24 protein-coding genes, 1 tRNA gene, 1 other RNA gene and 1 pseudogene are annotated in these 23,903 nt (G+C 59.6%); 14 read left to right on the forward strand and 13 right to left on the reverse strand.

Going from position 1 to position 23,903, the window contains the following annotated elements; genetic code table 11:
- Nucleotides 1-185: 185 nt before the first annotated feature.
- Together pssA and ilvC are read right to left on the reverse strand one after the other, a co-directional pair.
- Nucleotides 186-1,037, reverse strand: a complete 852-nt coding sequence (pssA, locus tag RS027_RS11765; RefSeq protein ID WP_311957162.1) for a CDP-diacylglycerol--serine O-phosphatidyltransferase — start codon at nt 1,035-1,037, stop codon at nt 186-188.
- Nucleotides 1,038-1,265: 228 nt separating this feature from the next.
- Complete coding sequence (gene ilvC, locus RS027_RS11770) at nt 1,266-2,282, reverse strand: ketol-acid reductoisomerase (protein ID WP_311957164.1); 1,017 nt, start codon at nt 2,280-2,282, stop codon at nt 1,266-1,268.
- Nucleotides 2,283-2,493: 211 nt separating this feature from the next.
- Between ilvC and ilvY the strand changes: the two genes are divergently transcribed.
- Nucleotides 2,494-3,387: an HTH-type transcriptional activator IlvY gene (ilvY, locus tag RS027_RS11775; protein ID WP_311957166.1), complete on the forward strand. Its 894-nt coding sequence runs from the start codon at nt 2,494-2,496 to the stop codon at nt 3,385-3,387.
- 60 nt (nt 3,388-3,447) lie between these two features.
- On the opposite strand, the gene fur is transcribed toward ilvY, so the two are convergent.
- Nucleotides 3,448-3,915, reverse strand: a complete 468-nt coding sequence (gene fur / locus RS027_RS11780) for a ferric iron uptake transcriptional regulator (RefSeq protein ID WP_311957169.1) — start codon at nt 3,913-3,915, stop codon at nt 3,448-3,450.
- Between the two features lie 33 nt (nt 3,916-3,948).
- Between fur and RS027_RS11785 the strand changes: the two genes are divergently transcribed.
- On the forward strand, nt 3,949-4,446 hold the full coding sequence (locus tag RS027_RS11785; RefSeq protein ID WP_311957172.1) for an outer membrane protein assembly factor BamE: 498 nt from the start codon (nt 3,949-3,951) through the stop codon (nt 4,444-4,446).
- Between the two features lies 1 nt (nt 4,447).
- Here RS027_RS11785 and RS027_RS11790 read toward each other — a convergent pair whose 3' ends face one another.
- Nucleotides 4,448-4,759: an RnfH family protein gene (locus RS027_RS11790; RefSeq protein ID WP_311957174.1), complete on the reverse strand. Its 312-nt coding sequence runs from the start codon at nt 4,757-4,759 to the stop codon at nt 4,448-4,450.
- A gap of 13 nt (nt 4,760-4,772) precedes the next feature.
- Nucleotides 4,773-5,207 (reverse strand): type II toxin-antitoxin system RatA family toxin, encoded by a 435-nt coding sequence (locus tag RS027_RS11795; protein ID WP_311957176.1) that lies wholly within the window; start codon nt 5,205-5,207, stop codon nt 4,773-4,775.
- Between the two features lie 116 nt (nt 5,208-5,323).
- On the opposite strand from RS027_RS11795, the gene smpB reads away from it, so the two are divergent.
- The 3 genes from smpB to RS027_RS11810 all read left to right on the forward strand — a co-directional run bounded on the left by smpB (nt 5,324) and on the right by RS027_RS11810 (nt 6,514).
- Nucleotides 5,324-5,818: an SsrA-binding protein SmpB gene (gene smpB / locus RS027_RS11800; protein WP_311957179.1), complete on the forward strand. Its 495-nt coding sequence runs from the start codon at nt 5,324-5,326 to the stop codon at nt 5,816-5,818.
- 43 nt (nt 5,819-5,861) lie between these two features.
- Nucleotides 5,862-6,241: a transfer-messenger RNA gene (gene ssrA, locus RS027_RS11805) on the forward strand.
- Nucleotides 6,242-6,437: 196 nt separating this feature from the next.
- Nucleotides 6,438-6,514 (forward strand) — tRNA-Arg (locus tag RS027_RS11810).
- A 227-nt stretch (nt 6,515-6,741) separates the two neighbouring features.
- Here RS027_RS11810 and betT read toward each other — a convergent pair.
- The 5 genes from betT to RS027_RS11835 all read right to left on the reverse strand — a co-directional run bounded on the left by betT (nt 6,742) and on the right by RS027_RS11835 (nt 13,209).
- Entirely contained in the window at nt 6,742-8,796 is a 2,055-nt protein-coding gene (gene betT, locus RS027_RS11815) for a choline BCCT transporter BetT (protein ID WP_311957182.1), read from the reverse strand.
- Nucleotides 8,797-8,909: 113 nt separating this feature from the next.
- Entirely contained in the window at nt 8,910-10,238 is a 1,329-nt protein-coding gene (locus RS027_RS11820; protein WP_311957183.1) for a serine hydrolase domain-containing protein, read from the reverse strand.
- Nucleotides 10,239-10,445: 207 nt separating this feature from the next.
- Nucleotides 10,446-11,213 carry a 7-alpha-hydroxysteroid dehydrogenase gene (gene hdhA, locus RS027_RS11825; protein WP_311957186.1) on the reverse strand — a complete coding sequence of 256 codons (768 nt, stop codon included), beginning with the start codon at nt 11,211-11,213 and terminating at the stop codon, nt 10,446-10,448.
- 110 nt (nt 11,214-11,323) lie between these two features.
- On the reverse strand, nt 11,324-12,100 hold the full coding sequence (locus tag RS027_RS11830; protein WP_311957189.1) for a MipA/OmpV family protein: 777 nt from the start codon (nt 12,098-12,100) through the stop codon (nt 11,324-11,326).
- 212 nt (nt 12,101-12,312) lie between these two features.
- Nucleotides 12,313-13,209 carry an AraC family transcriptional regulator gene (locus tag RS027_RS11835; protein WP_311957192.1) on the reverse strand — a complete coding sequence of 299 codons (897 nt, stop codon included), beginning with the start codon at nt 13,207-13,209 and terminating at the stop codon, nt 12,313-12,315.
- 263 nt (nt 13,210-13,472) lie between these two features.
- On the opposite strand from RS027_RS11835, the gene RS027_RS11840 reads away from it, so the two are divergent.
- From RS027_RS11840 to RS027_RS11860, 5 genes are all read left to right on the forward strand, one after another.
- A complete protein-coding gene (locus RS027_RS11840) occupies nt 13,473-14,849 on the forward strand; it encodes an NAD-dependent succinate-semialdehyde dehydrogenase (protein WP_311957194.1) in 1,377 nt (458 codons plus the stop codon).
- A 268-nt stretch (nt 14,850-15,117) separates the two neighbouring features.
- Entirely contained in the window at nt 15,118-15,441 is a 324-nt protein-coding gene (locus tag RS027_RS11845; RefSeq protein ID WP_311957196.1) for an ArsR/SmtB family transcription factor, read from the forward strand.
- A 27-nt stretch (nt 15,442-15,468) separates the two neighbouring features.
- Nucleotides 15,469-16,350 (forward strand): MBL fold metallo-hydrolase, encoded by an 882-nt coding sequence (locus RS027_RS11850; RefSeq protein WP_311957198.1) that lies wholly within the window; start codon nt 15,469-15,471, stop codon nt 16,348-16,350.
- Between the two features lie 205 nt (nt 16,351-16,555).
- Nucleotides 16,556-17,683: a cell division protein ZapE gene (gene zapE / locus RS027_RS11855; protein ID WP_311957207.1), complete on the forward strand. Its 1,128-nt coding sequence runs from the start codon at nt 16,556-16,558 to the stop codon at nt 17,681-17,683.
- A 263-nt stretch (nt 17,684-17,946) separates the two neighbouring features.
- Nucleotides 17,947-18,906 (forward strand): DMT family transporter, encoded by a 960-nt coding sequence (locus RS027_RS11860; RefSeq protein ID WP_311957199.1) that lies wholly within the window; start codon nt 17,947-17,949, stop codon nt 18,904-18,906.
- Between the two features lie 106 nt (nt 18,907-19,012).
- Here the strand turns inward: RS027_RS11860 and RS027_RS11865 are convergent, their stop codons facing one another.
- From RS027_RS11865 to RS027_RS11875, 3 genes are all read right to left on the reverse strand, one after another.
- Complete coding sequence (locus tag RS027_RS11865; protein ID WP_311957201.1) at nt 19,013-19,459, reverse strand: CBS domain-containing protein; 447 nt, start codon at nt 19,457-19,459, stop codon at nt 19,013-19,015.
- Entirely contained in the window at nt 19,456-20,646 is a 1,191-nt protein-coding gene (locus RS027_RS11870) for a cation:proton antiporter (RefSeq protein ID WP_311957203.1), read from the reverse strand. The genes RS027_RS11865 and RS027_RS11870 overlap by 4 nt, the downstream gene beginning before the upstream one ends.
- 127 nt (nt 20,647-20,773) lie before the next feature.
- Nucleotides 20,774-21,322, reverse strand: coding sequence for a cysteine hydrolase family protein (locus RS027_RS11875; protein WP_311957204.1), 549 nt, complete (start codon nt 21,320-21,322; stop codon nt 20,774-20,776).
- Nucleotides 21,323-21,789: 467 nt separating this feature from the next.
- Here RS027_RS11875 and RS027_RS13520 point away from each other — a divergent pair, with 467 nt between their 5' ends.
- The 4 genes and pseudogenes from RS027_RS13520 to RS027_RS13540 form a co-directional block, all read left to right on the forward strand.
- Nucleotides 21,790-22,092 carry a BCCT family transporter gene (locus tag RS027_RS13520; protein ID WP_376717598.1) on the forward strand — a complete coding sequence of 101 codons (303 nt, stop codon included), beginning with the start codon at nt 21,790-21,792 and terminating at the stop codon, nt 22,090-22,092.
- Nucleotides 22,093-22,126: 34 nt separating this feature from the next.
- Nucleotides 22,127-22,780 (forward strand): transglycosylase SLT domain-containing protein, encoded by a 654-nt coding sequence (locus tag RS027_RS11880; RefSeq protein WP_376717597.1) that lies wholly within the window; start codon nt 22,127-22,129, stop codon nt 22,778-22,780.
- 277 nt (nt 22,781-23,057) lie between these two features.
- Nucleotides 23,058-23,609 (forward strand): DsbA family protein, encoded by a 552-nt coding sequence (locus RS027_RS11885; RefSeq protein ID WP_311957206.1) that lies wholly within the window; start codon nt 23,058-23,060, stop codon nt 23,607-23,609.
- A gap of 167 nt (nt 23,610-23,776) precedes the next feature.
- Nucleotides 23,777-23,903 (forward strand): annotated as a pseudogene (locus RS027_RS13540) (ISL3 family transposase); the annotation flags it as partial.

Raw genomic sequence — 23,903 nt, forward strand, 5'->3', positions numbered from 1 at the left:
GTCAACGGCTGAATGCTTTCTTTAGCCATTCGGCTTCGGCAATAATACATTTCTGCCGATCGCTAACCTGCTGACAAACAAGGCCTTTTCGGGCCCCTTCACCGCCGGTGACGCTTGGCGTCGCCGGCAGCGGATGCGTACTATAGGATCTGACAGGGTGTTTGGCAAGGGGTTCAGCCAATAAATTAATGCCGGGGTTTGATCTTGCGTAACACGGCCTGCAGCGGCCCCGAAATCACGTAGGTACCAAAGAGCAGCAGCAGCATGGCCGAGGGCTCGACGGAAATCATCACAAACCCCAGCACGACGGCCAGCAGCACGACAAACGGCACCGGCTTCTTGAAGTCGACATCCTTGAAGCTGTAATAGCGAATATTGCTCACCATCAAGATGCCGGCTGCAGCGACCACGCCAAGCATCAGCAGCTTGAAGCCGAATTCGTTGGCCTCGAAGCTGTTGAAGGTCCACACGCTTGCCGCCACCAGTGCCGCAGCCGAGGGGCTGGGTAAACCGATAAACCACTTCTTATCCACGCTGCCGATCTGGACGTTGAAGCGTGCCAGCCGCAAGGCAGCACAGGCTACGTAGAGAAACGCCACGATCCAGCCGGGCTTCCCGATATCCTGCAGAATCCAGGTGAACGCTACCAGCGCCGGTGCCATGCCGAACGAGAGCATATCGGCCAGGCTGTCATATTCCGCACCAAACTCACTTTGCGTATTCGTCATACGCGCCACGCGCCCGTCCAGCCCGTCCAGCACCATGGCAATGAAAATAGCGATGGCCGCTGCGGAAAAATCCCCATTAATACCGGCCACAACGGCAAAAAATCCGGAAAACAGCGCCGATGTGGTAAAGAGATTGGGCAGCAGATATATCCCCTTACGACGCACCTTTTCACCCTCGACCATGGACTCTTCGACCACCTCTGTCTCGCGCATGAAAGTGGCTGCCATATCTTCATTGCGGCGGGTATCCGCCTGTTCGTCATGCGACGATGCCGGGGATGACGATGCGTCACGATTATCCTGAGTCATAGCAGTTACCTTGCGTCATGGATGGTATTCCGATTCACGGGGTCACGGCCTAAACGCAAATTTGTTGCGCTACGCCCTGCATTTTACATGGTGGCGCCACAACCACCACCGAAAGGGCTTCAACGCGCAGTTGATAAAACGCAAAAAGCGCGCACGATTGGCATCGTGCGCGCTTTGATAGGCAGAACAGAGCAGCGCCTGGCTGCTCTGTTAAAGAGCATTGGCCGCTTAGTTCTTCTCTTTGTCGACCAGCTGGTTTGCTGCGATCCAGGGCATCATGCCGCGCAGCTTAGCCCCGACTGTCTCCATCTCGTGCTCGGCATTGAGACGGCGACGGGCGGTCATCGACGGATAGTTGGTCTCGCCTTCGTTGATGAACATCTTGGCGTATTCGCCCGTCTGAATATCCTTCAAGGCGCTGCGCATGGCCGCCCGGGACTGCTCGTTGATGATCTTCGGGCCAGTTACGTACTCACCGTACTCCGCGTTGTTGGAGATGGAGTAGTTCATGTTGGCAACGCCGCCTTCATACATCAGGTCAACGATCAGCTTGAGCTCATGGAGGCACTCGAAGTAGGCCATTTCCGGCGCGTAGCCGGCTTCGGTCAGCGTCTCGAAACCGGCTCGCACCAGCTCAACGGTACCGCCGCAAAGTACGGCTTGCTCGCCGAACAGGTCAGTTTCGGTCTCGTCCTGGAAGGTGGTCTCGATGATGCCGCTGCGGCCACCACCAATACCTGCGGCGTAGGACAGCGAGAGCTCCTTGGCACTGCCCGATGCGTTCTGGTGGATCGCAACCAGGTCGGGGATACCGCCACCGCGGACAAACTCGCTACGCACGGTATGCCCCGGGGCCTTGGGCGCAATCATGACCACATCAAGATCCTTGCGCGCTTCAATCTGGTTATAGTGAACGTTAAACCCGTGGGCAAAAGCGAGTGTCGCCCCTTCTTTCAGGTTAGGCGCCATCTCGTTTTCGTAAATGGCTTTCTGGTTCTCATCCGGCGCCAGCATCATGACCACGTCTGCGGTCTTGCACGCCTCGGCCACGGTTGCCACTTTCAGCCCTGCGGCCTCAGCCTTGGCGGCAGAAGAAGAGCCCTCACGCAGCGCCACGGTGACATCCACGCCGGATTCCTTCAGGTTGTTGGCATGAGCGTGACCCTGGGAGCCATAGCCGACAATCACAACCTTCTTGGCCTGGATCAGGGACAAATCGCAGTCTTTATCATAATAAACGCGCATAGCTAAAGCTCCAGAACGGTGCAGATAGAAACAGAACGGACAGAATAAGTGCCGGCGAAACGGGCAGCGTCGGCGCCAGAAGCCACCCTCAGCAGCGCAGACGCTACGACATGCGCACGGCGGCATGAACAAACTTTACGCCATCCTGCTTATTGCGTAAAACGCTATATTTGCAATACAACATTGCAAATATTGCAACAACGGAGACGCCATGGACTTCCGCTCGCTTCATTACTTTATGACCCTGGCTGACACTCTGCACTTTGGTCGCGCCAGCGAGCTTTGCCATATCAGCCCGTCGACGCTCAGCCGCGCGATTCAACAGCTCGAAGAGACGCTCTCCGCTACGCTTTTTGAGCGCGATAACCGCCACGTAACGCTGACCCGGCAGGGACTCATGTTCCAGCGCTATGCGCGCGACACTCTTGAGCAATGGGAAAATATCAGACGCACCCTGGCCGATGATGCCACCCAGCTGACCGGCACCATCAGTATTTACTGCTCGGTGACCGCAAGCTACAGCTTTCTCTACGCGCTGCTCAGCGACTTTCGCGCCCAACACCCGGGCATCGAGCTCAAGCTGCGTACGGGAGATCCGGCGGATGCCATGAGCCGAGTTCTTGCCGGCGACGACGACATGGCAATCACGCCGAGACCGCGCACGCCCCCGCAGGCGCTGGCATTCAAGTCGCTAACCCGCTCACCGCTGGTTTTCATTGCCCCCAACGCGCCGCTAGGCTGGCTCCCACAGGCCCCGGACAGCTCAACTCCCGAGCAGTGGCGCACTGTGCCCATGATCCTTTCCGAAGCCGGTTTGTCGCGGGAATACGCCGACACCTGGTTCAAGGCACTGGGCGTTTCACCACACATTTACGCCCAGGTAGCCGGGCACGAGGCGATTGTCAGCATGGTCGGCCTGGGGTTTGGCGTAGGCGTGGTACCGCAGATCGTGCTGGATAACAGCCCCCTGGCGGCCCGCGTCCAGATCCTCAACGTCAAGCCCGAACTCCCCCATTACGACGTTGGACTTTGCGTGCTTCGCCGACGCCTGAAGCGCCCGCGCCTGCAGGCCCTCTGGGAAGCCGTGAGCGCACAAAAGCTGTAACACAGAAAAACGGCAGGCCATTGGCCTGCCGTCGTGATGCAATCAGCTGAGGCGCTTGCGCTACTTTTTGGGCGCAACGCCCTTGGGCTGTGCGCTGCCTTCTCGATGAGACGATTCTGAATTGCGTGGGCGTACGTACAGCACAAGCGCATGATCGACGAGCTCGAAATCGTGCTCCTCGGCGATCTCCTGCTGGCGACGCTCAATAACTTTATCCACAAACTCGAAAATTTCCCCGCTTTCCAGGCAAACGATGTGGTCATGGTGTTCTTCCTGGGCCATCTCGAACAGCGCATGCCCGCCGTCGAAATTATGCCGTATCACAAGGCCGGCTGACTCGAACTGAGTCAACACCCGGTATACGGTGGCCAACCCCACATCCTCACCCGCATCAATCAGGGTCTTGTAAACTTCTTCGGCGCTCAGGTGATCCTTTCCCGAAGCGTGTTCGAGAATCTGCAGGATTTTTACCCGCGGCAGGGTCACTTTTAACCCGGCTTTACGCAGCTCATGATTCTGATCGGCCATGGTCACTCTTCGCAGTAACAGGTTAGGTCGGGTATGATCGACCAAAACCACGATAGTGAAGAACAGGCGCAAATGCAAAAACTGACGAGAATCATCGCTCTTTCCGTTACCTTGGCCACCGTCAGCGGTTGCAGCACCTTTGGTGTGTACAAGCGCGATATCCCCCAGGGCAATCTGATCACCCAGGAAATGGCCCAGCAGCTGCGTCCCGGCATGAGCCAGCGCCAGGTCACCCGCATCATGGGACGCCCTCTGCTGGAAGCCCCGTTTGACGCCCACGAATGGGACTATGTCTTCCAGTTGGACAAGGCCTATAGCGACGTTGAAACTCGGCGTCTCACGCTCACCTTTGATGACGCCGGACAGCTGGTCAACATCGAAAAGGAGGGCAATATCGCCAAGGACCTGCCGCTTGATATCAACACTGCGCCCGGTGCCAGTGAAGGCGCTGATCCCCTCGAGGCGATGCCCGAAGAAAGCACCGGAGTCTCGGCGCCGGATGCCGGCCCTGCCAGCACGCCGCGACGCTAGCTCAACGTTGCTGGCGCTTGGCCCGAGCCAGCCGAGCAGCCTTGGGGTCAATCACCAGAGGCCGGTAGACCTCAACGCGATCGCCCTCGCGCAGCCGGTAGTTAGCCGGCTCGCGCAGTGCCCTGCCGAAAATACCCATATCCGGCCGCTGAAACGTCTCGGCGGGGACTTCCGGAAACAGGCCAGGCAGATCCGCCCGGGCAACCGCCTGGGCGGCGGACGTGCCCGGCGTAACCTCAAGGCTAATCAGGCGCTGCTTGTCCGGCAGAGCAAACGTCACCTCAACGCTCAACGAACCACCCGCTGTACTCAAGCTTCCCTCCTTGTCAGCGGCCATACAGCTCATCGGCACGGCGAGTAAAGGAATCCACCAGCTGGACGGCAATCTGCTCAAACAGCTTGCCAAACGCCATGCTCAGCAGACGGTTGGCAAACTCGAACTCCATCTCCAGACTGACCCGGCACGTTGTATCGTCCACGGGGATGAACAGCCAGCGCCCTTTGAGACGCTTGAACGGCCCTTTTACCAGCGACATCTCAATTCGCTCGGGCGTATAAAGGTCATTGCGCGTGGTGATGGTCTGCTCGACGCCGGCACGCCCAAGCGTCATTTCCCCCACTAGGTGGGTTTCGTCACGCTCCAGCAGCCGGGCACGACGGCAGCCGGGTAAAAACTGCGGGTATTGCTCAAAGTCGTTCACCAGCTCAAACATTTGCTGGGGAGTATGCCGCACCAGGGCGGAACGATTCACGGTTGGCATTGACCTCTCCGCTGACTTCATAGTGCCCAAGGCGTATCATTGGGGCAATTTTCCATGAATGGTACCACGCCTTTTCCATTCACGAAGGGCAACCCACAGATCAATGACGAGGTGATATGGCCACAAAGAAGGGAAAAACCAAGAAAGGGCCGGGCAGCAGCGTTATTGCCCAGAATAAAAAGGCGCGCTTTGAATACCACATCAACGAGACCTTTGAAGCCGGGCTTGCGCTTGCCGGCTGGGAGGTCAAAAGCCTGCGTGCAGGCAAGGCCCAGCTTACCGATACCTACATTCTGGTGCGTCGGGGTGAAGCCTGGCTGCTGGGCAGCCACATCATGCCGCTGGACACTATTAGCACCCATGAGACTGCCGACCCTACCCGCACCCGCAAGCTGCTTTTGCATCGCAGGGAAATTGCCAAGATATTTTCCCGGACCCAGGACAAGGGACACACCTGCGTACCGCTCAAACTGTACTGGAAACGCAACCTGGTGAAGTGCGAGCTGGCCCTGGTCAGCGGCAAGAAGCAGCACGACAAACGCGCCACCGAAAAAGCCCGCGACTGGCAGCGGCAGAAAGGTCGTATCATGCGGGAACAAAACAAAGAATAGCTGGTCAATGAAAGGTGAGCACGTTAGAATGCTTACACGCTAAGGGGGCGACATGGTCTCGACGCCGATGACAAACCCTGCGGTGCATGCCGAGAGCGTGATGTATCTCGTAAATCCAACATCACGAAAAATAGTCGCAAACGACGAAAACTATGCTCAGGGCGCGCTGGCAGCGTAAAAACTGCTAGCTTCTTGTCCGGCTCCAAGGCCATGTGCCTGTTCATGGCTGCGGAGATACGAGCTAAAACTGACAGGATCGCAGTTGGCGGCGTCTTCACGTCAACTGTTAAACCTTTGAAGGCTCGCGTGACTGGATCCTGATCGTCGGAGTCAGTCGCGCTAAAACAAAAGACGAAATCTAAGCATGTAGAGCCAATGGGCGAGTGTCGGCGGACGCGGGTTCAATTCCCGCCGCCTCCACCAAACAAGCAAGACAATCAAGCGCCTACGGGCGCTTTTTTGTTGCCGGGTGCTACGACGGCGCTGGAGCATAAGCTCTGGTGACTCGCCACGCCGATGTTGTGTAGGGGGCAGAATATTTTTTCAGGCCACGCGCTGTTGAACCGGCGATAACCGCTGGACACACGGCGACGAGGCCGTTAGGATACGCACCCATCAAGCGCCCATAGCTCAGCTGGATAGAGTATCGGCCTCCGAAGCCGAGGGTCGCAGGTTCGAATCCTGCTGGGCGCACCAGTTTTTTCAAGGACCTACGTTAACGCGTAGGTCCTTTTTTTATGCCTGTGCCCAAACGGTGCCCACTCTGTGCCCAGGTGGTGACTGATTTCCGAATGTTGCCCTGCTTTCAAAAGTGATCTACTCGGCATTGGTGCGCACCAGTGCCGGGTAGATCAATAGGGAGGCCTGCAGGCCTCCCTACCATGGTCAGGTCTGCGCATTCACTCGCGCGCTCACGTCACACGTCAGCTCGCCTCCTGAGCATTGAGCACAAACTCCTGCATCTGCAGGAATTCCAGATGGCGTTCGTACTGATCCAGCACGTTGTCCAGCAGCTGTCCCTTGGTGTAGCCCATGATGTCGTAACCTTGTGAGGCGGCGACGTCGAGATAAACCTCCATGCGCACGAACTTGTCTGCCACCTGGGTTGGGCGCCCGCCGAAATGCGGTATCGGTGCTTCCTTGCGGAACACCTGGTAGTGGAAGGGGTGTTCGGAGGAGGGGTCTACCTCGAGTTCGATATATCTCTCCCCTTCCTCGTCAAGGTGCTTTTCACAGGTGGCGGTGATCCCCCGCCCGGCGAGTTCATCGACGATTTCTCCGAGGGTGGGCAGAAGAACCTTTTCTTCGAACTCCCGGGCTCGCCCTGCGTTGGGGAAGGTGAGCATCCGCCCCAGGCGATGCTGCCAGCGTACCTCCCCCCCACGGGCGGCGCGCCCCGCCACGGGCATTGCCTGCTCCCTGCTGTCCAGACGCCGGGCTTCCACCCGTAGCGACCGGTACAGGCTGACCATCACCAGGATCATGACGAAGGAAAACGGCAGCCCCATGATGACCGTGGCACTTTGCAATGCGCCGATCCCGCCCACAATGAGCATCGCGATCGTAAGCGCGCCGGTGGCAATCGCCCAGAAGATCCGCAGTGCAGGCCGTCCGTCGTGCTGCGGGGTAGGCAGGCGGGAGGAGAGGTTCGCCATGACCAGGGCAGCAGAGTCGGCGCTGGTGACGTAGAACAGCAGCGCAGTCAGTGTCGCAAGCCCAGCGATGAACATGAACGCAGGGTAGTGCGAGAGCAGTTCGTAGAACCCGCTTTCGGGATTAAGTACGGTATTGGCACCGAACGCGGCGTCCCCGCTGCGGATGATGTCCAGGGCGGAGTTGCCGTAGATGGAGATCCACATGAGGATGTACACGAACGGAATGGTCAGCGTACCGGTGACGAACTGGCGAATCGTGCGACCCCGGGAAATCCGGGCGAGGAACATGCCGACAAAGGAGGCCCACGCGACCCACCAGGCCCAGAAGAACAGCGTCCAGTCGCTCATCCAGGTACCGGTGTCCTCGAAGGCGAAGGTCTGCAGGACCATGTCCGGGAACATGTTGACGAAGTCCCCAATGTTCAGCACCAGTCCGTCCAGCAGGTACTGGGTCTTCCCGGTGACAAGGACCCATAGGCTCAGAGCGATCGCGAAGAACACGTTCATCAGCGAGAGGAACTTGATGCCTTTATCGACCCCGGATACTGCCGAGAGGATGGCGACACCCACTCCCATGACGACGATCGCCACCTGGGTAGCGGTACTTACCGGCACCCCAAGCACGGTGGCGAGCCCCACGTTGACCATCACCACGCCGATCCCCAGCGAGGTGGCCACCCCGAAGATGGTGCCCAGAAGTGCGGCAAAGTCCACGGTGTCCCCCAGGGGGCCGTGGATGCGACTGCCAAAGATCGGGGCGAGCGCGGAGCGGACGGCGAGGGGCAGTTTCATCCGGTAGGCGAAATACGCCAGGGCCATCCCCATCAGGGCGTACATTCCCCACCCGGAGAGCCCGTAGTGGAACAGGGTCCACACGGTGGCCTGACGGGCGGCGTCGACCGTTTCCGCTGCGCCCGAGGGCGGGTGCAGGTACTGGGTAACGGGTTCGGCGACGGCGAAGAACATCAGGTCGGTACCGATGCCGGCGGCGAACAGCATGGATGCCCACGCGATGGTGGAGAACTCGGGTTTGGAGTTTTCCGGCCCGAGTTTGGTGTTGCCAAAACGGGAGAAGGCAAGGTAGATCACGAAGGTAAGCACCCCGCCTGCGAGCAGGACATAGAACCACCCGAACCAGCCCGAGGTCCACCCCACCACGGCACCGAGCGCCTCCTGGGCAGATTCGGGGGTGATAAGCGCCCACAGGGTGATGGCGATCGACCCGATGGCGGCCCAGATGAACACGGGCCAGTTAACCGGTGGAAGGACTGTCTTGTCTGCGTGCTCCGGAGGTCGTTCAGGGTCTGCAGCTTCGGTGCTCACACCGCACCCCCGGCGATCACGTAGTCATAGCGTTTCATATCTTAACTCCTTACTGGTGTGCCCTGGTGTGCGGAAAGTTGTGGAACAGCACTGCGCCAAGCCGACAGCAAGCGTTACGGCTGATCCATCAAATACTCGCTCACGGCGCGGTAGGCCGGGAGCGAAGTAGGGTCGCTGGCGGCGTTGGCGGCCTTGGGGTGCGAGGCCAGCCGCACGATGACCATCTCGGCCTTAGGATCTATCCAGATCGTCTGGCCGTGCACGCCCCGGGCAGAAAAGGCGCCGTGGTCGTCATGGCTTACCCACCACATGCCGCGATAGCTCCAGTCGGGAAGCCCTTCGTAGCCGGCCTTGGCGAAGGCCTTTTGATCTCCGCCCTGACGGATATTGTCGATGGCCGCCGCGGGGATGATCTGCTCGCCGTCAAGCTCGCCGTCGTTGAGCACCAGCTGCCCCAGCCGGCCCAGGTCGCGCAGGGTGGCGTTAAAGCCGCCGCCGGCGAAGGGCGTGCCGATAGAGTCCACGGTGTAGAAAGCTTCGCGCTCGGTGCCAAGCGTTGACCACACCCGCTCGGCCAGCCAGTCGGCTACGCTTTGCCCGGTGCTGCGAGCAATCAGCCAGCCCAGCGCGTCGGCGTTGACCGTGCGGTAGCCAAAGGCGTCGCCGTGGGCCTGGTTGGCGTCTTTATCCACGGTTTCCAGAAAGGCAAAGTAGCTGCGCGGGCCGTCGTAGTCGTCCGGCGGCGGCAGGGGGCTGCCGGCTTTGGCGTAGGTCCAGACGTCGGCGTCAGGGTCGGAGTAGTCTTCGGAGTAGTCCAGCGCGGTGGTCATGTCCATCACCTGGCGCACCGTGGCATCGCCGAAGGCGCTGCCTTCAAGCTCGGGGATGATCTCGCTGACCTCGGCGCTGTCGTCGAGCTTGCCCTCGGCGATCAGGGTTTCGCCGATCAGCCCAGTGATCGACTTGGTCACTGACATCACGCCGTGCAGAGTATTTTCATCCAGGCAGCCGGCGTAGCGCTCGTAGACCACCTCGCCCTTGTGCATCACCAGCACGCCGTCGCTGTGGTTGACGGTAAAAGCCTCGTCAAAGGTCATCGACTCGCCGCCGCCGGTGGGGGTGAAGCTGACCTCACCGATGCCTTCATCCAGCTTTTTGGGCAGCTTGCGCGCGCAGTCGGTGCCGTTATCCACGCCGGCGGTGGGCATCAGCTCGCGGAAGTGGCATACCGTCCATCCCATCTTGGGCGGGGCGAAGTAGTCGTCGTCGGTGAAGCGAATGGTGCGGTTTTCCGGCGGCGGGAAGCCTTGCATCCAGCCGGCTTGGGCTCTGTCCTGGCCGGCGGCAGTATCCGCCTGCTGGGCCATAGCCGGCAGGCACAGCAGAGCAAGAGCCGCCCCCTGCCACAGAGAAGCACGGGCGTATCGATGCCGTTGCGTCATGGTCAGTCTCCTAAGATGATGGAAGCGCATGTTATACTGTTTGGCCTATCTCCTGAACATACAAAAACCTCTCCCATCCATCGGTATCAATCCAATGCGGCTCTGTTCAGACACGACGCTTGCTCGGATCGTTATCAGGTGGGCGACCACCCGCCAGGGAAACCGCCAGCGGCAAGGCCGATCTTCTGTAGCAAATTGGGGGAATCGTCAGTCCAACTCTTGCACACCGCCGCCCGACACGGTCAGGATCTGACCGCTGATCCAGCTCGCGGCGGGCGAACACAGAAACAGCGCCGCGTTAGCCATATCGCCGGGCTCGCCCAGGCGATTGATCGGCGTGTGCGCCAGCATCGTTGTCTCGATTTCGTCGTTCAGGACGGATTTCAGCGCATCCGTCCGCGTGGCGCCGGGCGCGACACCGTTCACCCGGATGCCTTTCGGCCCCAGGTCGAACGCGATATTGCGCACCAGATGGCTGGTCGCCGCCTTGGAGGAGCCGTAAGACGCCATGCGCTGGTTCTTGTTTTCCGCCGACATTGAGGTGATGGCAAGGATCGAGCCGCCCCCGGCCTTTTCCATCTCGGGCGCGGCAAGCTGGGACAGCCGAAACAGCGAAAACACGTTCAGCTCATAGGCCCAGCGAAATTCGTCCATCGACATATCAAAGGGTTTTGGGCCGCCGCCGCCCGCGTTGCCGACGAGAGTCGTGAGCTTGCCAAATTCCCTTGTCGTGCTGTCGACCAGTCCGGCCAGGTCATCTTCCTTGGTGATATCGCAGGCAATACCGGTGGCCCTGCCGCCCTGCGTCTTGATGCCGTCTGCAACTTCCTGTGCTGCCTCTGCCTTGAGGTCACTGACCATGACCGCGGCGCCGGCAGCGGCAAAGGTTTCGGCAATAGCGCGGCCAATACCGGCCCCAGCCCCGGTAACGACGGCAACCTGGCCCTCCAGGGTAAAATTTTTCGGATCATACATGTCAGCGTCCTCTTTGCGTATCTGTGTGGCGAAATGCTCAAAAGGCAGCGACCAAAAACGCTTGGCCGCTGCATGATTTTCTTATCGAAACAGCATATACCGGCTGGCAATCAGAGTTGATAGTTAATCGCCAGACTTCCAAGCCATTGGTTATTATCACCCACGTCATCGACGATCGGGCTGTCGGCAGCGTCACCCAACAGACGGCTGTACTGAGTGACGGCCGAGACACTCAGTTTGCGAGTCAGTAAGTAAGTGAGTCGGCCATTCATGCTGCCCTGGACATAGTCTCCCCCGGCGTGATAACGCTTTAAACCAGAGTTCGCGGCATCCCTGGCGGAAATATCGAATAGAGCCTGATTCCAACGGCCATTACCCCAGGTAGCGCCCGGACCAACGGCAAACCGCAGACGCTTGGTGAACTGGCCTCGATAGCGCAGATAGCCACGCGCCCGCACCCCTTCAAGATCCCCGGTTACCGGCCCGGCGATATCACTGTTTAGCTGCCAGGGGCCATTCGTCCAGCTGGCCAAAAAGCCGGCCATGAGGCTGCCATGCACGTCGTCAAAATCATCCAGAGCGCCCGTGTTATCACGCCCCCTGGCATAAGACAGCGAGGATGCCAGCGTCCAATTTTCCCCCGCCAGCAGGTCATAGCTCAGCCCCTCAACAGGGCCTAAAGAGAAGCGACCTTTACTCGCCTGAATCCAGGGCAGCGCTTCCCACTCATGGCTATCGGCGCCGCGATATTCTGGCGACCAGGCGGCACCCACTCCCAGCCCTACCGACCATTCATTGGAGGCTGCCGCGGCCTGAACCGAGCCGGCCATTGCCAGCATTGCCAATGGCATTACGAGGGAGCTCATCAGCTGGGTGCTATTTTTCATTACTTTCATTAGTCACTTCTAACTTAATAACTGGGCGGCTAAATATATATACATCCCTGTATGTATGCAAGAAAAAATCACCCCATTAAATGCAACATTCACCGCCGCGATCTGAGCCAGAATACGCTCCCCACGCTGACAGAAGGCATGGTGTGGTCGGTATGTCTGACTACTTCCGCTTGTAGGGGCCAAGTGTTGTTGGCCAGTACAGCTCATGGCGCTTGCAGGGCATGTTCTTCCTTGCGATGCCGCAGAGGCGAGCTGCCGAAACAGCGCTTGTAGTCACGGCTGAACTGGGAAGCGCTGCGGTAGCCGACGGCCTCGGCAATCTGATTGACATTATGCGTGTCCTGAACGAGCAGCTGCTGGGCCTTGATCAGGCGCAGCCGCTTGAGATATTGCAGCGGCGAGGCCTGGGTGATCTGCTTGAAATGCTGATGGAAGGCAGAGGGACTCATATTGGCCTGACGTGCCAGACTCTCCACCGACACTTCCTCCGCGTAGCTAGCGTGCAGACAAGACAGTACACGGACGATTTGCGAATAGTGCCCCTGATGATGCACCAGGGCACGCAGTGCCGCCCCCTGCTGCCCCTTCAACGCCTCAAACACCACGTCGCGCACCCGCAGCGAGCCCATGGCTGCACACTCGCCGGAGTCATGCAGCGCTTGCAGTAGCCGCACCACGGCACCCTGCATGCGCTCGTCCATCGACACTGAAGCCATGGGCTCGGGCGAGGCTTTATTCGGGACACCGCTTTCCCCCATGGCCGCCACCAGCTCCCCCAGCAGCGCCGGATCAAGGCGTATCGACACCCCCAACAGCGGTGATTCGAGCGACGCATGGATTTCGCACTCGAACGGCAGCGGCAGCGTCTGCACCAGATATTGCCCTGGGCCGTAGTGGATCTCGCGATCGCCAAGGTAGCCGACCTTGTAGCCCTGGGCGACGATATTCAGGCTTGGTTCGTATATCAGCGGTGTTCGTGGGACGGGCCGGCGTAGCGCCATCAGCGTCACCGATGGCAGTAACGTCGTGGTGTAACCGTCACGCTCGACCAAGGGGGCAATCAGTTCGATGAGAACATCGGTCGGTGAGTTTGCGGACATCCTGGACTCCTTGATACGAGGGCGGGACGATTATGCCAATTTATCCCCTTATCATCCGCATAGGCGCCTTAAATTAGTAGGAATATGCAAAAACCCCGTAGAAACGTTGCTCCCATTGTCTGGCTGTACTTCTTATAATGCTTGCCGTTACCACTTTATCGTCAGCATGGCGTCAGTCAGGTCCTGAGGATCGAGAGAACAGGCCTACGTCAGAACCCCGTTCCAAACGGGCTCTATGAACCATTGCAAAAAGGATGAATAACATGGCAAAGACACATCAGACCATCAACCCAGCCTCCGGCGAGGTTATTGCCACCTATGAGCTGATCAGCGACGACCAGGCACTGCAAGCAGTTCGTGACTCCCACCAAGCCTTCCTCGAATGGCGCACGACCAGCCTTGAGGAGCGCGGCAACATCCTGCGCAATATCGCCAAGCGTCTGCGGGCGAAAAAGGATGAGTACGTAGCGCTGATGACCCGGGAAATGGGCAAGCCGATTGCTCAGGGCGGCGCTGAAATCGAGCTGTGCGCCGCGATCTGCGAGTACAGCGCCGATAACGCGGGGAAAGAACTGGCGGACGAAGAGCGCGAGCTCGACGGCGGCCGTGCGCTGGTCAGCTATCAGCCAATGGGCGTGATTTTGGGTATCCAGCCCTGGAACTTCCCGTTCTATCAGGTCATTCGCTACAGCATTGCCAACATCATGGCGGGCAACACCGTGCTGCTGAAGCACGCCCCCAACGTCTGGGGATCGGCGATGGAGATCGAGAAGGTCTTCATTGAGGCCGGCCTGCCGAAGAACGTATTCCGCAACCTGCTCATTGGCGCAGACCAGGTCAATCAGCTCATCGAGCACGAATACGTGCGCGGCGTGACCCTGACGGGCAGCCCCCGCGCCGGCAGCGCCGTGGCTTCCAAGGCGGGTGAGTGCCTGAAGAAATCCGTGCTGGAGCTGGGCAGCAACGACGCCTTCCTGGTACTGGATGACGCGGATATCGATCTGGCAGTCAAAACCTGCAGTCAGGCACGGATCTTCAATAACGGCGAAACCTGCGTCGCCGCCAAGCGCTTTATCGTGGTGGATTCCGTCTATCAGCAGTTCCGCGACAAGTTCGTCGAGGAGATGCGCCAGATCGAATACGGTGACCCAACCGACAAGAACACCCAGCTTGGCCCCATCGCACGCGACGACTTGCGGGATACCCTGCATGACCTGGTCAAGCGCTCCGTTGACGCTGGAGCGACCTGCGTGTTCGGCGGTGAAATCCCTGACGGCCCGGGTTACTTCTACCCCAGTACCGTACTGGAAGATGTGAAGCCCGGCATGCCCGCCTACGACGAGGAGCTGTTCGGCCCGGTCGCGTCACTGATTCGTGTGGCAAACGAAGATGAAGCCATTCGTGTCGCCAACGACTCGCGCTACGGCCTCGGCGGCGGCATTTTCTCCAGGGACGAGAAGCGCGCCATCCATATCGCCCGCAACCTCTTCGATACCGGCATGGTCAACGTCAACGGCTACCGCATCGCCCAGCCCCAGCTGCCCTTCGGCGGTGTCAAGGACAGCGGCTACGGCCGTGAGCACGGCGGCTTTGGCATGAAGGAGTTCGTCAACGTCAAATCGGTGATGATCGTGGAATAACTCACCTGGCTGTTCGGCCGGAACGACCCCGGCCCACGACATTTATTGGCGCGCCAGTCGAGAAGACATATCGACCATGCACCTAGCCAATCCCAGCGCGAAGGGATGGCGAATGTTCATGGTGGCTCTCTCTGGTGTGGTAGCAACCCCCTCCGGCAAGCTAGAGGGGCGTGGTTTTTATAGGTTAGCCGGGGCGCTCAATACTCTCAGTAAATATATAATATGCTATTATTAAATAACTCCCCCGGGACACTGAGACCCAAGCGCCATGCCGGATGCTACCCCCATTGAGCTATCTCGCCTGCGCGAGAGCGCCGGAGAAGCCAGAAAGCTGCTCAAGACACTGGCCAATACCGACCGCCTGATACTGCTGTGCCAGCTTTCCCAGGACGAAATGAACGTCGGCGACCTGGAGCGCGAGCTGGGCATTGAGCAGCCCACGCTTTCCCAACAGCTCGCCGTACTGAGGCGAGAAGACCTGGTCGCCACGCGGCGGGAAGGCAAGCAGATTTATTATCGGATCAAGGACGACAGGGCCATGGCGGTGATTGAAACGCTCTACGAGCAGTTCTGCGCCTCCCCCGGTTCCTGACCCATTCTTTGACGGAGGGCCTTTCCCATGCCGATTCAAGACGTATCCATCCCGACGGTGACGGCGTTTTTTGACGACGCCACCAGCACTTTCAGCTACGTGGTGCGCGACCCCAAAAGCACGGCCTGCGCCATCATCGACTCGGTGCTCGACTTCGACTACGCCGCCGGACGCACCGACGTGCGCTCGGCCGACGCCATTATCGACTTTATCCGCGCCGAGGGGCTAAGCGTGGAATGGGTGCTGGAAACCCACGTTCACGCCGACCACCTGTCCGCCGCCCCCTATCTGCACGAGCAGCTCGGCGGCTGGACCGGCATCGGCGCCAACATCACCGTGGTTCAGGACGTCTTCGGCAAGGCGTTCAACGCCGGCACCGAGTTCGCCCGGGACGGCAGCCAGTTCGATCGCCTGTTTGAGGAAGGCAACACCTTCGCCATCGGCGAGCTGGAAGGACAGGTACTCTATACCCCCGGCCATACGCCGGCGTGTCTCACCTACGTGATCGGCGATGCCGCCTTCGTCGGCGATACTCTGTTCATGCCCGACTACGGCACCGCCCGCTGCGACTTCCCCGGCGGCGATGCTCAGGCGCTGTACCGCTCCATCCAGAAAGTGCTGGCGCTGCCCGACGAGACGCGGCTGTTTCTCTGCCACGATTACAAGGCGCCCGGCCGGGACACCTACCAGCACGAAACCAGCGTGGCCAAACAGCGCGCCCATAACGTCCACGTGCATGACGGCGTAAGCGAGGCCGAGTTCGTCAAGATGCGCACCGAGCGCGACGCCACCCTGGGCATGCCCCGGCTGCTACTGCCCTCGGTGCAGGTGAACATGCGCGCCGGCGAACTGCCCCCGGCGGAAGACAACGGCCAGGTGTATTTGAAAGTGCCGCTCAACCGCTTTTAAGCAGAGAGAATGAAAATAGATATGGATAGGCAGGTCTGCAGGGATGTGGCCCAAGGAATAGAATAGCTCAGCGACTCCCAAGCTCGAGCGGACAGCGTTTCTGGCAACGTCGCTCTGCTGCGCGCGTTTTGTCTCAATACTCGGGGCGATTCAGTTTTCTTTCGTGAACAGGCAGATTTTTCATCATGCGGGACTCGATAGTGATATGAGGCCTCTCAGCTCAACGGCGACACCGCCCTCCCCTCACTCAGCCTATCGGCAGGCACTGGCCCTGGGCTTTAAGGACGACCCGGCTCAGCATGAGGCAGTCCTTGGCTTGCAGCGCTGCCATGAACAGCTGCAGGCGGGCCAGGCGGATATTCAGGGTGTGTATCTCTGGGGGCCTGTGGGGCGAGGTAAAACCTGGTTAATGGATCAGTTTCACCGGGCGTTAACCGTGCCGGCCCGCAGACAGCATTTTCACCGCTTCATGCGCTGGGTACACCGGCGCCTGTTTCAGCTAACCGGGCAGAAATCTCCCCTGGACCTGCTTGCGCAGGAGCTGGCGTCTGAAGCGCGTGTACTCTGTCTGGACGAGCTGTTTGTCAGCGATATCGGCGATGCCATGCTGTTAGGTGGCTTGTTCCAGCAGTTGCTGGCTCAAGGTCTGGTCATAGTAAGCACGTCTAACCAGCCGCCAGATGAACTGTACAAAGACGGCTTTAATCGTGAACGACTATTGCCGGCCATTGCGGCCATTAAACACCATATGCAGGTGGTGAGCGTTGACGGTGACCAGGATCACCGGCTGCATCCCGGGGAGCGTCAGCAACGCTATTGGGTGAATGAGCCAAAGGCGCTGGAAAACGCCTTTGCCAAACAGCTCAGCAAAGACGAGCGGCCTCATCGTGAATCCTTGCTGCTTGGGCACCGTCAGATCACGGTCGTGCAGCGCAGCCAACATGCGCTGTGGTGCCGTTACGATGATCTATGCGAGCAAAAGCTGGCATCACAGGATTTTATTGAGCTGTGTGAGCGCTTTTCCTATATTTTCTTAAGTGAGGTGCCTCGGCTGACCGGTAGTGGCCAGCAAAAGTCGATAGCTCGTGGCACCGAAGATGGCGTGTTGCAGGTGGAAGCCGGAGATCGCCAGCTGCCGGCGCTAACGCATCAGGACGATGGTGTGCGCCGCTTTATTGCGCTGGTTGATGAATGTTATGACCGCTGTGTACCGCTTTATCTGGAGGCAGCCGTGCCGTTAAATGAGCTCTACCGCGACGGCGCGCTGGCCTTTCCCTTCCGTCGTACCTTGAGCCGCTTGCAGGAAATGCAGCTGCAGCGCTTTGGCCAGTAATCGCCCTCGCGGCTGCCTGCACTCAACGATTTATGCCATCGCTTTCCATGAGACCTATGGCGACCCAGGTGTTTAAGACCCCAAGGTTACTCATGGAAAGCCCCATTTGGTTGATCGGCGGTTGTTCCAGCACTAGGCTTGCGGCTTCCTGCTTGAATTTCATGGAAAAGGAACGACGTTTTCCGCGCCATCATACACCTCGTTTGGGATGGCCAACTTACCACCCATATGAGTATCCGATTTCATTGAGCCACGACAACGCGATGAATCAGCGAGCCAGCGATCACCTACTGGGCATTGCCGCCGTTCTGGTGGCCGCCATCCTATGGGGGACCACCGGTACCGCGGCGACCTTCGCTCCAGGCGTTAGCGCCGTCGCCATCGGTGCCGTGGCCATGGGCGGCGGTGGCCTCATGCAGGCCGCCCTCTCTGCCGGGCGGATCTACCGCCATGCCGAACTGCTGCGAGCGCAGTGGCAGTACCTGCTGCTGGGCGCGCTGGGCGTGGCGATTTATCCGCTGGCGTTCTATGCCTCAATGCGCCTGGCCGGGGTCACCATTGGTACAGTCGTCTCCATCGGCTCGGCACCGCTGCTCTCGGCGCTGATCGAGTATCATCTGGACGGGCTTCGGCTCACCCGGCGTTGGATAACCGGCGCTGGGCTTGGGCTAGCCGGTATGGCGTTACTCTGCCTGGCCGAAGGCAGCGGCCATGTACCGACCGGAACGGAATCGGGTGTGATCCCCGGCGTGCTGCTGGGGTTGTTGGCCGGCCTTACCTATGCCTTGTATTCATGGACGGCACGCCACCTCATGCAGCGTGGCATTGCTTCCCGAGCTGCCATGGGGGCCACCTTCGGGCTGGGCGGCCTGATGCTGATGCCAGTCCTTTTGATAACCGGGGCGCCGCTGCTCGCCTCCTGGGGCAATGCCGCGGTGGGGCTCTACATGGCTCTGGTGCCGATGTTCCTGGGATATCTCTGCTTCGGACACGGCCTGGCACGTATTGCTGCCAGCACCGCCACAACGATAACGCTGTTTGAGCCCGTGGTGGCGGCAGGCCTGGCGGTGGTCATCGTCGGCGAACGTCTACCGCTGATGGGCTGGGCCGGCATCGGGCTGATACTGGCTTGCCTGGTGCTTATCAGCGCTTCCGCCAGGGCAAACAAGCAGGAGAAGTCCCTCTCGACCTCCGGTTCTGACGTCGAATCCTCCCGGCCATGAATACCGCCATGGCCTTTATCTTGCTTTGGCCAGGCGAAACATTCCGGTCGCCGAAGCCAAGGGGCTCAGGCTCAAATTCTGCTATCGCTACATAGAGGCCGCGGCATCACGCTCCTGTATCGAGTGCGTTGCGCAGCAGGTCGGATAGACGAATCACGCCCAGCAGACGGTGCTGCACGTCTACCACCGGGATGTCCTCGACGCGGCGCTCTACGTGCTGCTGGAAGAGGTCATGCTGATATAAAATGTTGTCGATATCCTCATCGGCTCCGGCGCACATCACACGACCGTCCATGTGTTCGGCCACACTGCCCAGCGTGATCCGCTCCACCAGTTCGCGCAGGCTATGCGTGGGCCGTAGCTTGGCCAGCAGCAAGCTGGACAGATGCCACAAGCCCAGGTGCCCGCAGACACGCCCCTCGGCGTCGAGGACAAAGAGATCGCGCCGTTCCGGATTATCCAGCAGCATACGGGCCGCCTCCTGCAGCCGGCATTCACCGGTGATAGTCAACGCCCTGGTCGGATAGGCAGCTATCCATTCGCTGGTCTTCATCTTGTGTTCTCCGTCTCGCTGATTTTCGCCGCCTGATCAAGCTCGCCGGCTCGCGCCAGCCCAAAGCGAACGGCCACCGCTCCCAGCGTCTCGGTCAGCAGCGTGGTGGCGGTGACGATATTGACGATCACCAGCGCAGACGCCTCCAGACGTGGCACCCCGGTCAGCAGCAGCGCCATCCCGATGGCCACCCCGCCCTGGGGCAACATGACCAGCCCCACGTTATGGCTGATAACCCGCGGCGCCCCCGCAAGCCGCGCGCCGGTCATCGCGCCGATGATCTGCCCGCCCGCTCGCAGCACAAAATACAGCACGACCAGCCCCGCATGGCTGAACACCACGCCGGGCGCGAAATGCAGCCCGGCCAGGGTGAAAAACAGCACAAATACGACTTCCTGAAGCTGTTCCAGCGGACGGAATAGCGGTTCGGAATGGGCGCCGCCGAAAAACCGAGTGGAAAAACCCAGCGCCATGGCGGCCAACAGCGGCGAAAAATGCCAGGCGTCGGCGAGCCCAGTGAGCAGAACGATGGCACCCAGCAGCCCCACCAGCTGCAGTTCCGGTTCGGGCAGATGACGTGCAGTACGCTCAACCACATAGCCGCCGGCCGCCCCAAACCCGATGGCCGCGACGATCTCCCAAATAACGGCTGGAATCGCAGCGGCGAAGCCCGTGCTGTCCATGGCGGCCAATACCAACGAGAAAATCACCAGCGCCAGCGCATCATCCAGCGCCACCATGCCCAGCAGTGTGGTAGTCAGCGGGCCGCGAGCTCGATACTGGTGGATGATTGCAACGATGGCGGCCGGCGCCGTAGTCGTGGCAATCGCTGCAAGTAGCAGCGCCAGCGTCCAGCCGGGCACATCGGCCACGGCCGAGCCCAGCAGCGCAAAACCCACCAGTACCGCGAGAAAGCTACCGGAAACCTTACCCACCGTCGCGGTGACAATGGCCCAGCCCAGCTGACGAAGCTGCGTGACGGTCGCCGCGCCGCCGATTAAATAAGCAATGATGCCAAGAGTGACGGCAACAATAGAGCGGGTCCATTCGGTAGTTTCTGCGCCCAGCGGCCCACCAAGGAGGTCAGGGGCCCACAAGATGCCGGCGAATATATAACCCACCACGCGAGGCACACGCAGAAAGCGGCTGCCCAGCACACCGAACGCCAGCCCGGTCAGCAGCAGCATTCCAATCAGCAGAACTTCCACATTACCTCCATCGACGCCTGTCCAGGGGCAGAAACGGGCTTATCACAGCAGAACCGCAGCACCCCACTGTTTTCTTTTCGTAACAGGGCAGGGAATCACTATCCCATCAGCCGGCCAAATAGGCCTCGGTGCTGGCAATGGTCGCATAGGCAAACGCCAGCGCAGCCATTGCCGTGGCGTGCACCTGGGCCGCCGGCACTTTCGTATCCTGAAACTCAAGATCCATCGTGGCGCACGCATCCTGCACCACGGTAACGGCATAGCCAAGATCGCTGGCAGCGCGGGAGGTCCCTTCCACACACATATGGCTCATGGCACCGATGATCACCAGCTCCTCGACACCCTGTTCCTCCAGCTGCTGCTGCAGATTCGTGCCGCGAAACGCATTGGGAGAATGCTTGAGGACGACCGGCTCGCCTTCGGCCGGCGCGACGGCTGGAATAATCTCAACGCCATCGCTTCCCGGTACAAAAACCTGCGCGTCGGGCTGGGCAAACTCATGGCGAATATGAAAAAGCTTATCGCCCCCGGTACGCGCCGTATCAATAAGGCGAGCGGCATTTGTCAGCGCTTGTTCCAAGCCGGCCAACGGTAGCTTACCGGTGGGAAGGTACTCGTTCTGAAAGTCTACGACGATAATGGCGCGTTTGGTCATGGGTTACCTCTTTCTGTTAAATGTCAGATTCCGTGTTTTCAGCTAAAAGCGGATCTGTTTCTGAACACATGCCGGGTTACAGTTTCCTTTCTTGATCATCCAACCATCTGAATTTTTTCCAGGCGTGTCCATACACTCATCATCTTCCGGTTAGTTTTACGATGTCACGACCTCTTGGTCACGAATACTGCCATTGCCACCAGCATGGGGGTTATCAAGGCTTGCGCTCCACTTAAGCGACGCCAGCAAAGCAAAACTAGCCGCTCATATCAATATATTATATAAATCTAATATAACACAGTGTCCCTGCCGCGCCGGGATTTCCATTCTCTAAAAACAGCCGACCCTTGCGCACAACACGATAACGTTACGGAAGCCCGACATTATGCCATCGCTCAGGAAAATGAGCCTGTTTATCGTCTCGGCCACCGTCATTGCCCTGCTACTGATCTTTGTTGGCTGGCAAGGTGACACGGCAGCCACGCTGTTCTCACGCCTCGTTCCGTCCTTATTTAAGCAGCGATGCTACTACCGCTCAGTTTTCCATGGAGATGACGTTTCTTCACTGGAGTTTACACCCTTGGGGCATCTACGCCCTTGTAGGGCTGACGCTGGCCTTCATCCCGGCGCTGAGCATCCCCCTGCGTCACCCTTACGTACGCCCCCAGGATGCCGGTACGGAAGTTCGTGGTTCTCGAACCCCTGTGCTTCAATACCGGCAACGCGCATTTCGTTCAGACGCTCGCGATACTTCTCAGGAATTGTCTTGACGATGACTACCGTAACGCAAGGAATCCCAGGGCCGTGACATCCATCCGTTGCCTGGCACCGTTGCTCCGGCCGCTGGGCGGGCTGAGCCTTGCCGCCATGCTCGCCGGGTGCGCCATGCTGGCGCCGTCGCCGCCCGCAAACCAGGAGAATATTTGCGAAATCTTCCGCGAGCAGCCCGGCTGGTACGACTACGCACAAGACTCGCAGGAGAAGTGGGGCACGCCTATCGCCACTCAGATGGCATTCATCCAGCGCGAATCCAGCTTCCGCAGCCACGTGAAGCCACCCCGCCGCCGGCTGCTGGGCTTCATTCCCTGGACGCGCCCCTCCTCGGCCTATGGCTACGCCCAGGCCCAGGACCCGGTCTGGGAAGAATACGAAGACGACGCCGGGCGCCTGTTTGCGCGCCGTACCCACATCAAGCACGCCACCGACTTCATCGGCTGGTATAACGCCCGCACGCACCGCGTGGCAGGGGTATCCCTTCACAACCCCGAGCACCTTTACCTTGCCTATCACGAAGGACAGGGCGGCTATCAGCGCGGCTCCTATCGAGGCAAGCCGGCGGTCCGGCGGGCAGCCCGCCAGGTATCGCGCACCGCCTCACGCTACCAGGGGCAGCTGGCGGCCTGCGAGGCGGAGTTTCAGTGCGACGGCCTGCTGGCATTCTGGCCCTTTTGTCGATAGCGGCACCAAGTTACTGCCTGACCATCCACTCATGTATGGAACTCCCTCTAACGCCGCTTCTCTCTCTAACGCCACCTCCCTTGTGTGGAACCGCCAACGTGTAGGGTCGCGGAACGAAGGATGGCCAGATGCCCAGCCGGTATTCACCGCGCTTCATCCTTGCTGGGCAACCCTGCTACGCGGCTCTGCTCCCTGTCTGCCTCTATGCTAGGGTGGGCGCACAGTCGCCTGTACCAGGCGTTTTGCAGCTCGTACGTGACAAAAAGGAGTGTTTACCATGGCGCATCGTTGGCATGCCGATCCGCTCGTCTGGGGCCACGGCCCGCGTCTGCTTGAGGTTTTTCTGGAGCCGACCTGCCCTTTTTCAGTCAAGACCTTCAACAAGCTGGACGAGTTTCTTAGCCAGGCCGGCGAGGATAACGTCCGCGTGCAAATCTGGCTGCACTCCCAGCCCTGGCACCTGTATTCCGGCATTGTTATCCGAGCAATCGTTGCCGCCTCAACGCTCGAGGGCGGTAAAAGCAATGCCTACCGGGTTATGGATGCGGTAGGTCAGCATCGCGAAGAATTTGTGTTTGAAGACCACTGCCGGGGCGCCAACCGTCGCACCACGCCGGATGAGATTCTCCAGCGACTGGAAGAATACAGCGGTGCGGCATTCACCGCGGCGTTTGACACCCCCGACCTTGATCGCGAGATCAAACGCCACGCCAAATATTCACGCCAGAACGGCATCCACGGCTCGCCCACCTTTATGGTCGACGGCCTGATTGATCCCGGCATGGGCAGCGGCGATGACGTGAGCGAATGGGTCAAGCGCGTGGGTTAACCCCTGCCGGCGGGCCTCCGGCAGAAGACAACGGCCAGGTATACTTGAGGTACCGCCAAACCGATTTTAGAAGCCCGCCGTATGAAATGGGCTCTTCGACGTCGGGTGTGGAATTCACCCCCTGAGCTAGGCCAGGATATGACCTCCACGATGACAGGAGGTAGGACATGGACGGCACTCAGATTCTAACCCTTGGCCTGGGTCTTGAAGCGCCCTGGATTCTCAAGGACCAGCACCTGGATACTACCGTGTCACCTCACCGGCTGGAGCTTCATGTTGAAGCCGAACGAGGTA

Origin of the sequence: Halomonas garicola, from assembly GCF_031935715.1 — a bacterium.
Classification (GTDB): domain Bacteria; phylum Pseudomonadota; class Gammaproteobacteria; order Pseudomonadales; family Halomonadaceae; genus Vreelandella; species Vreelandella garicola.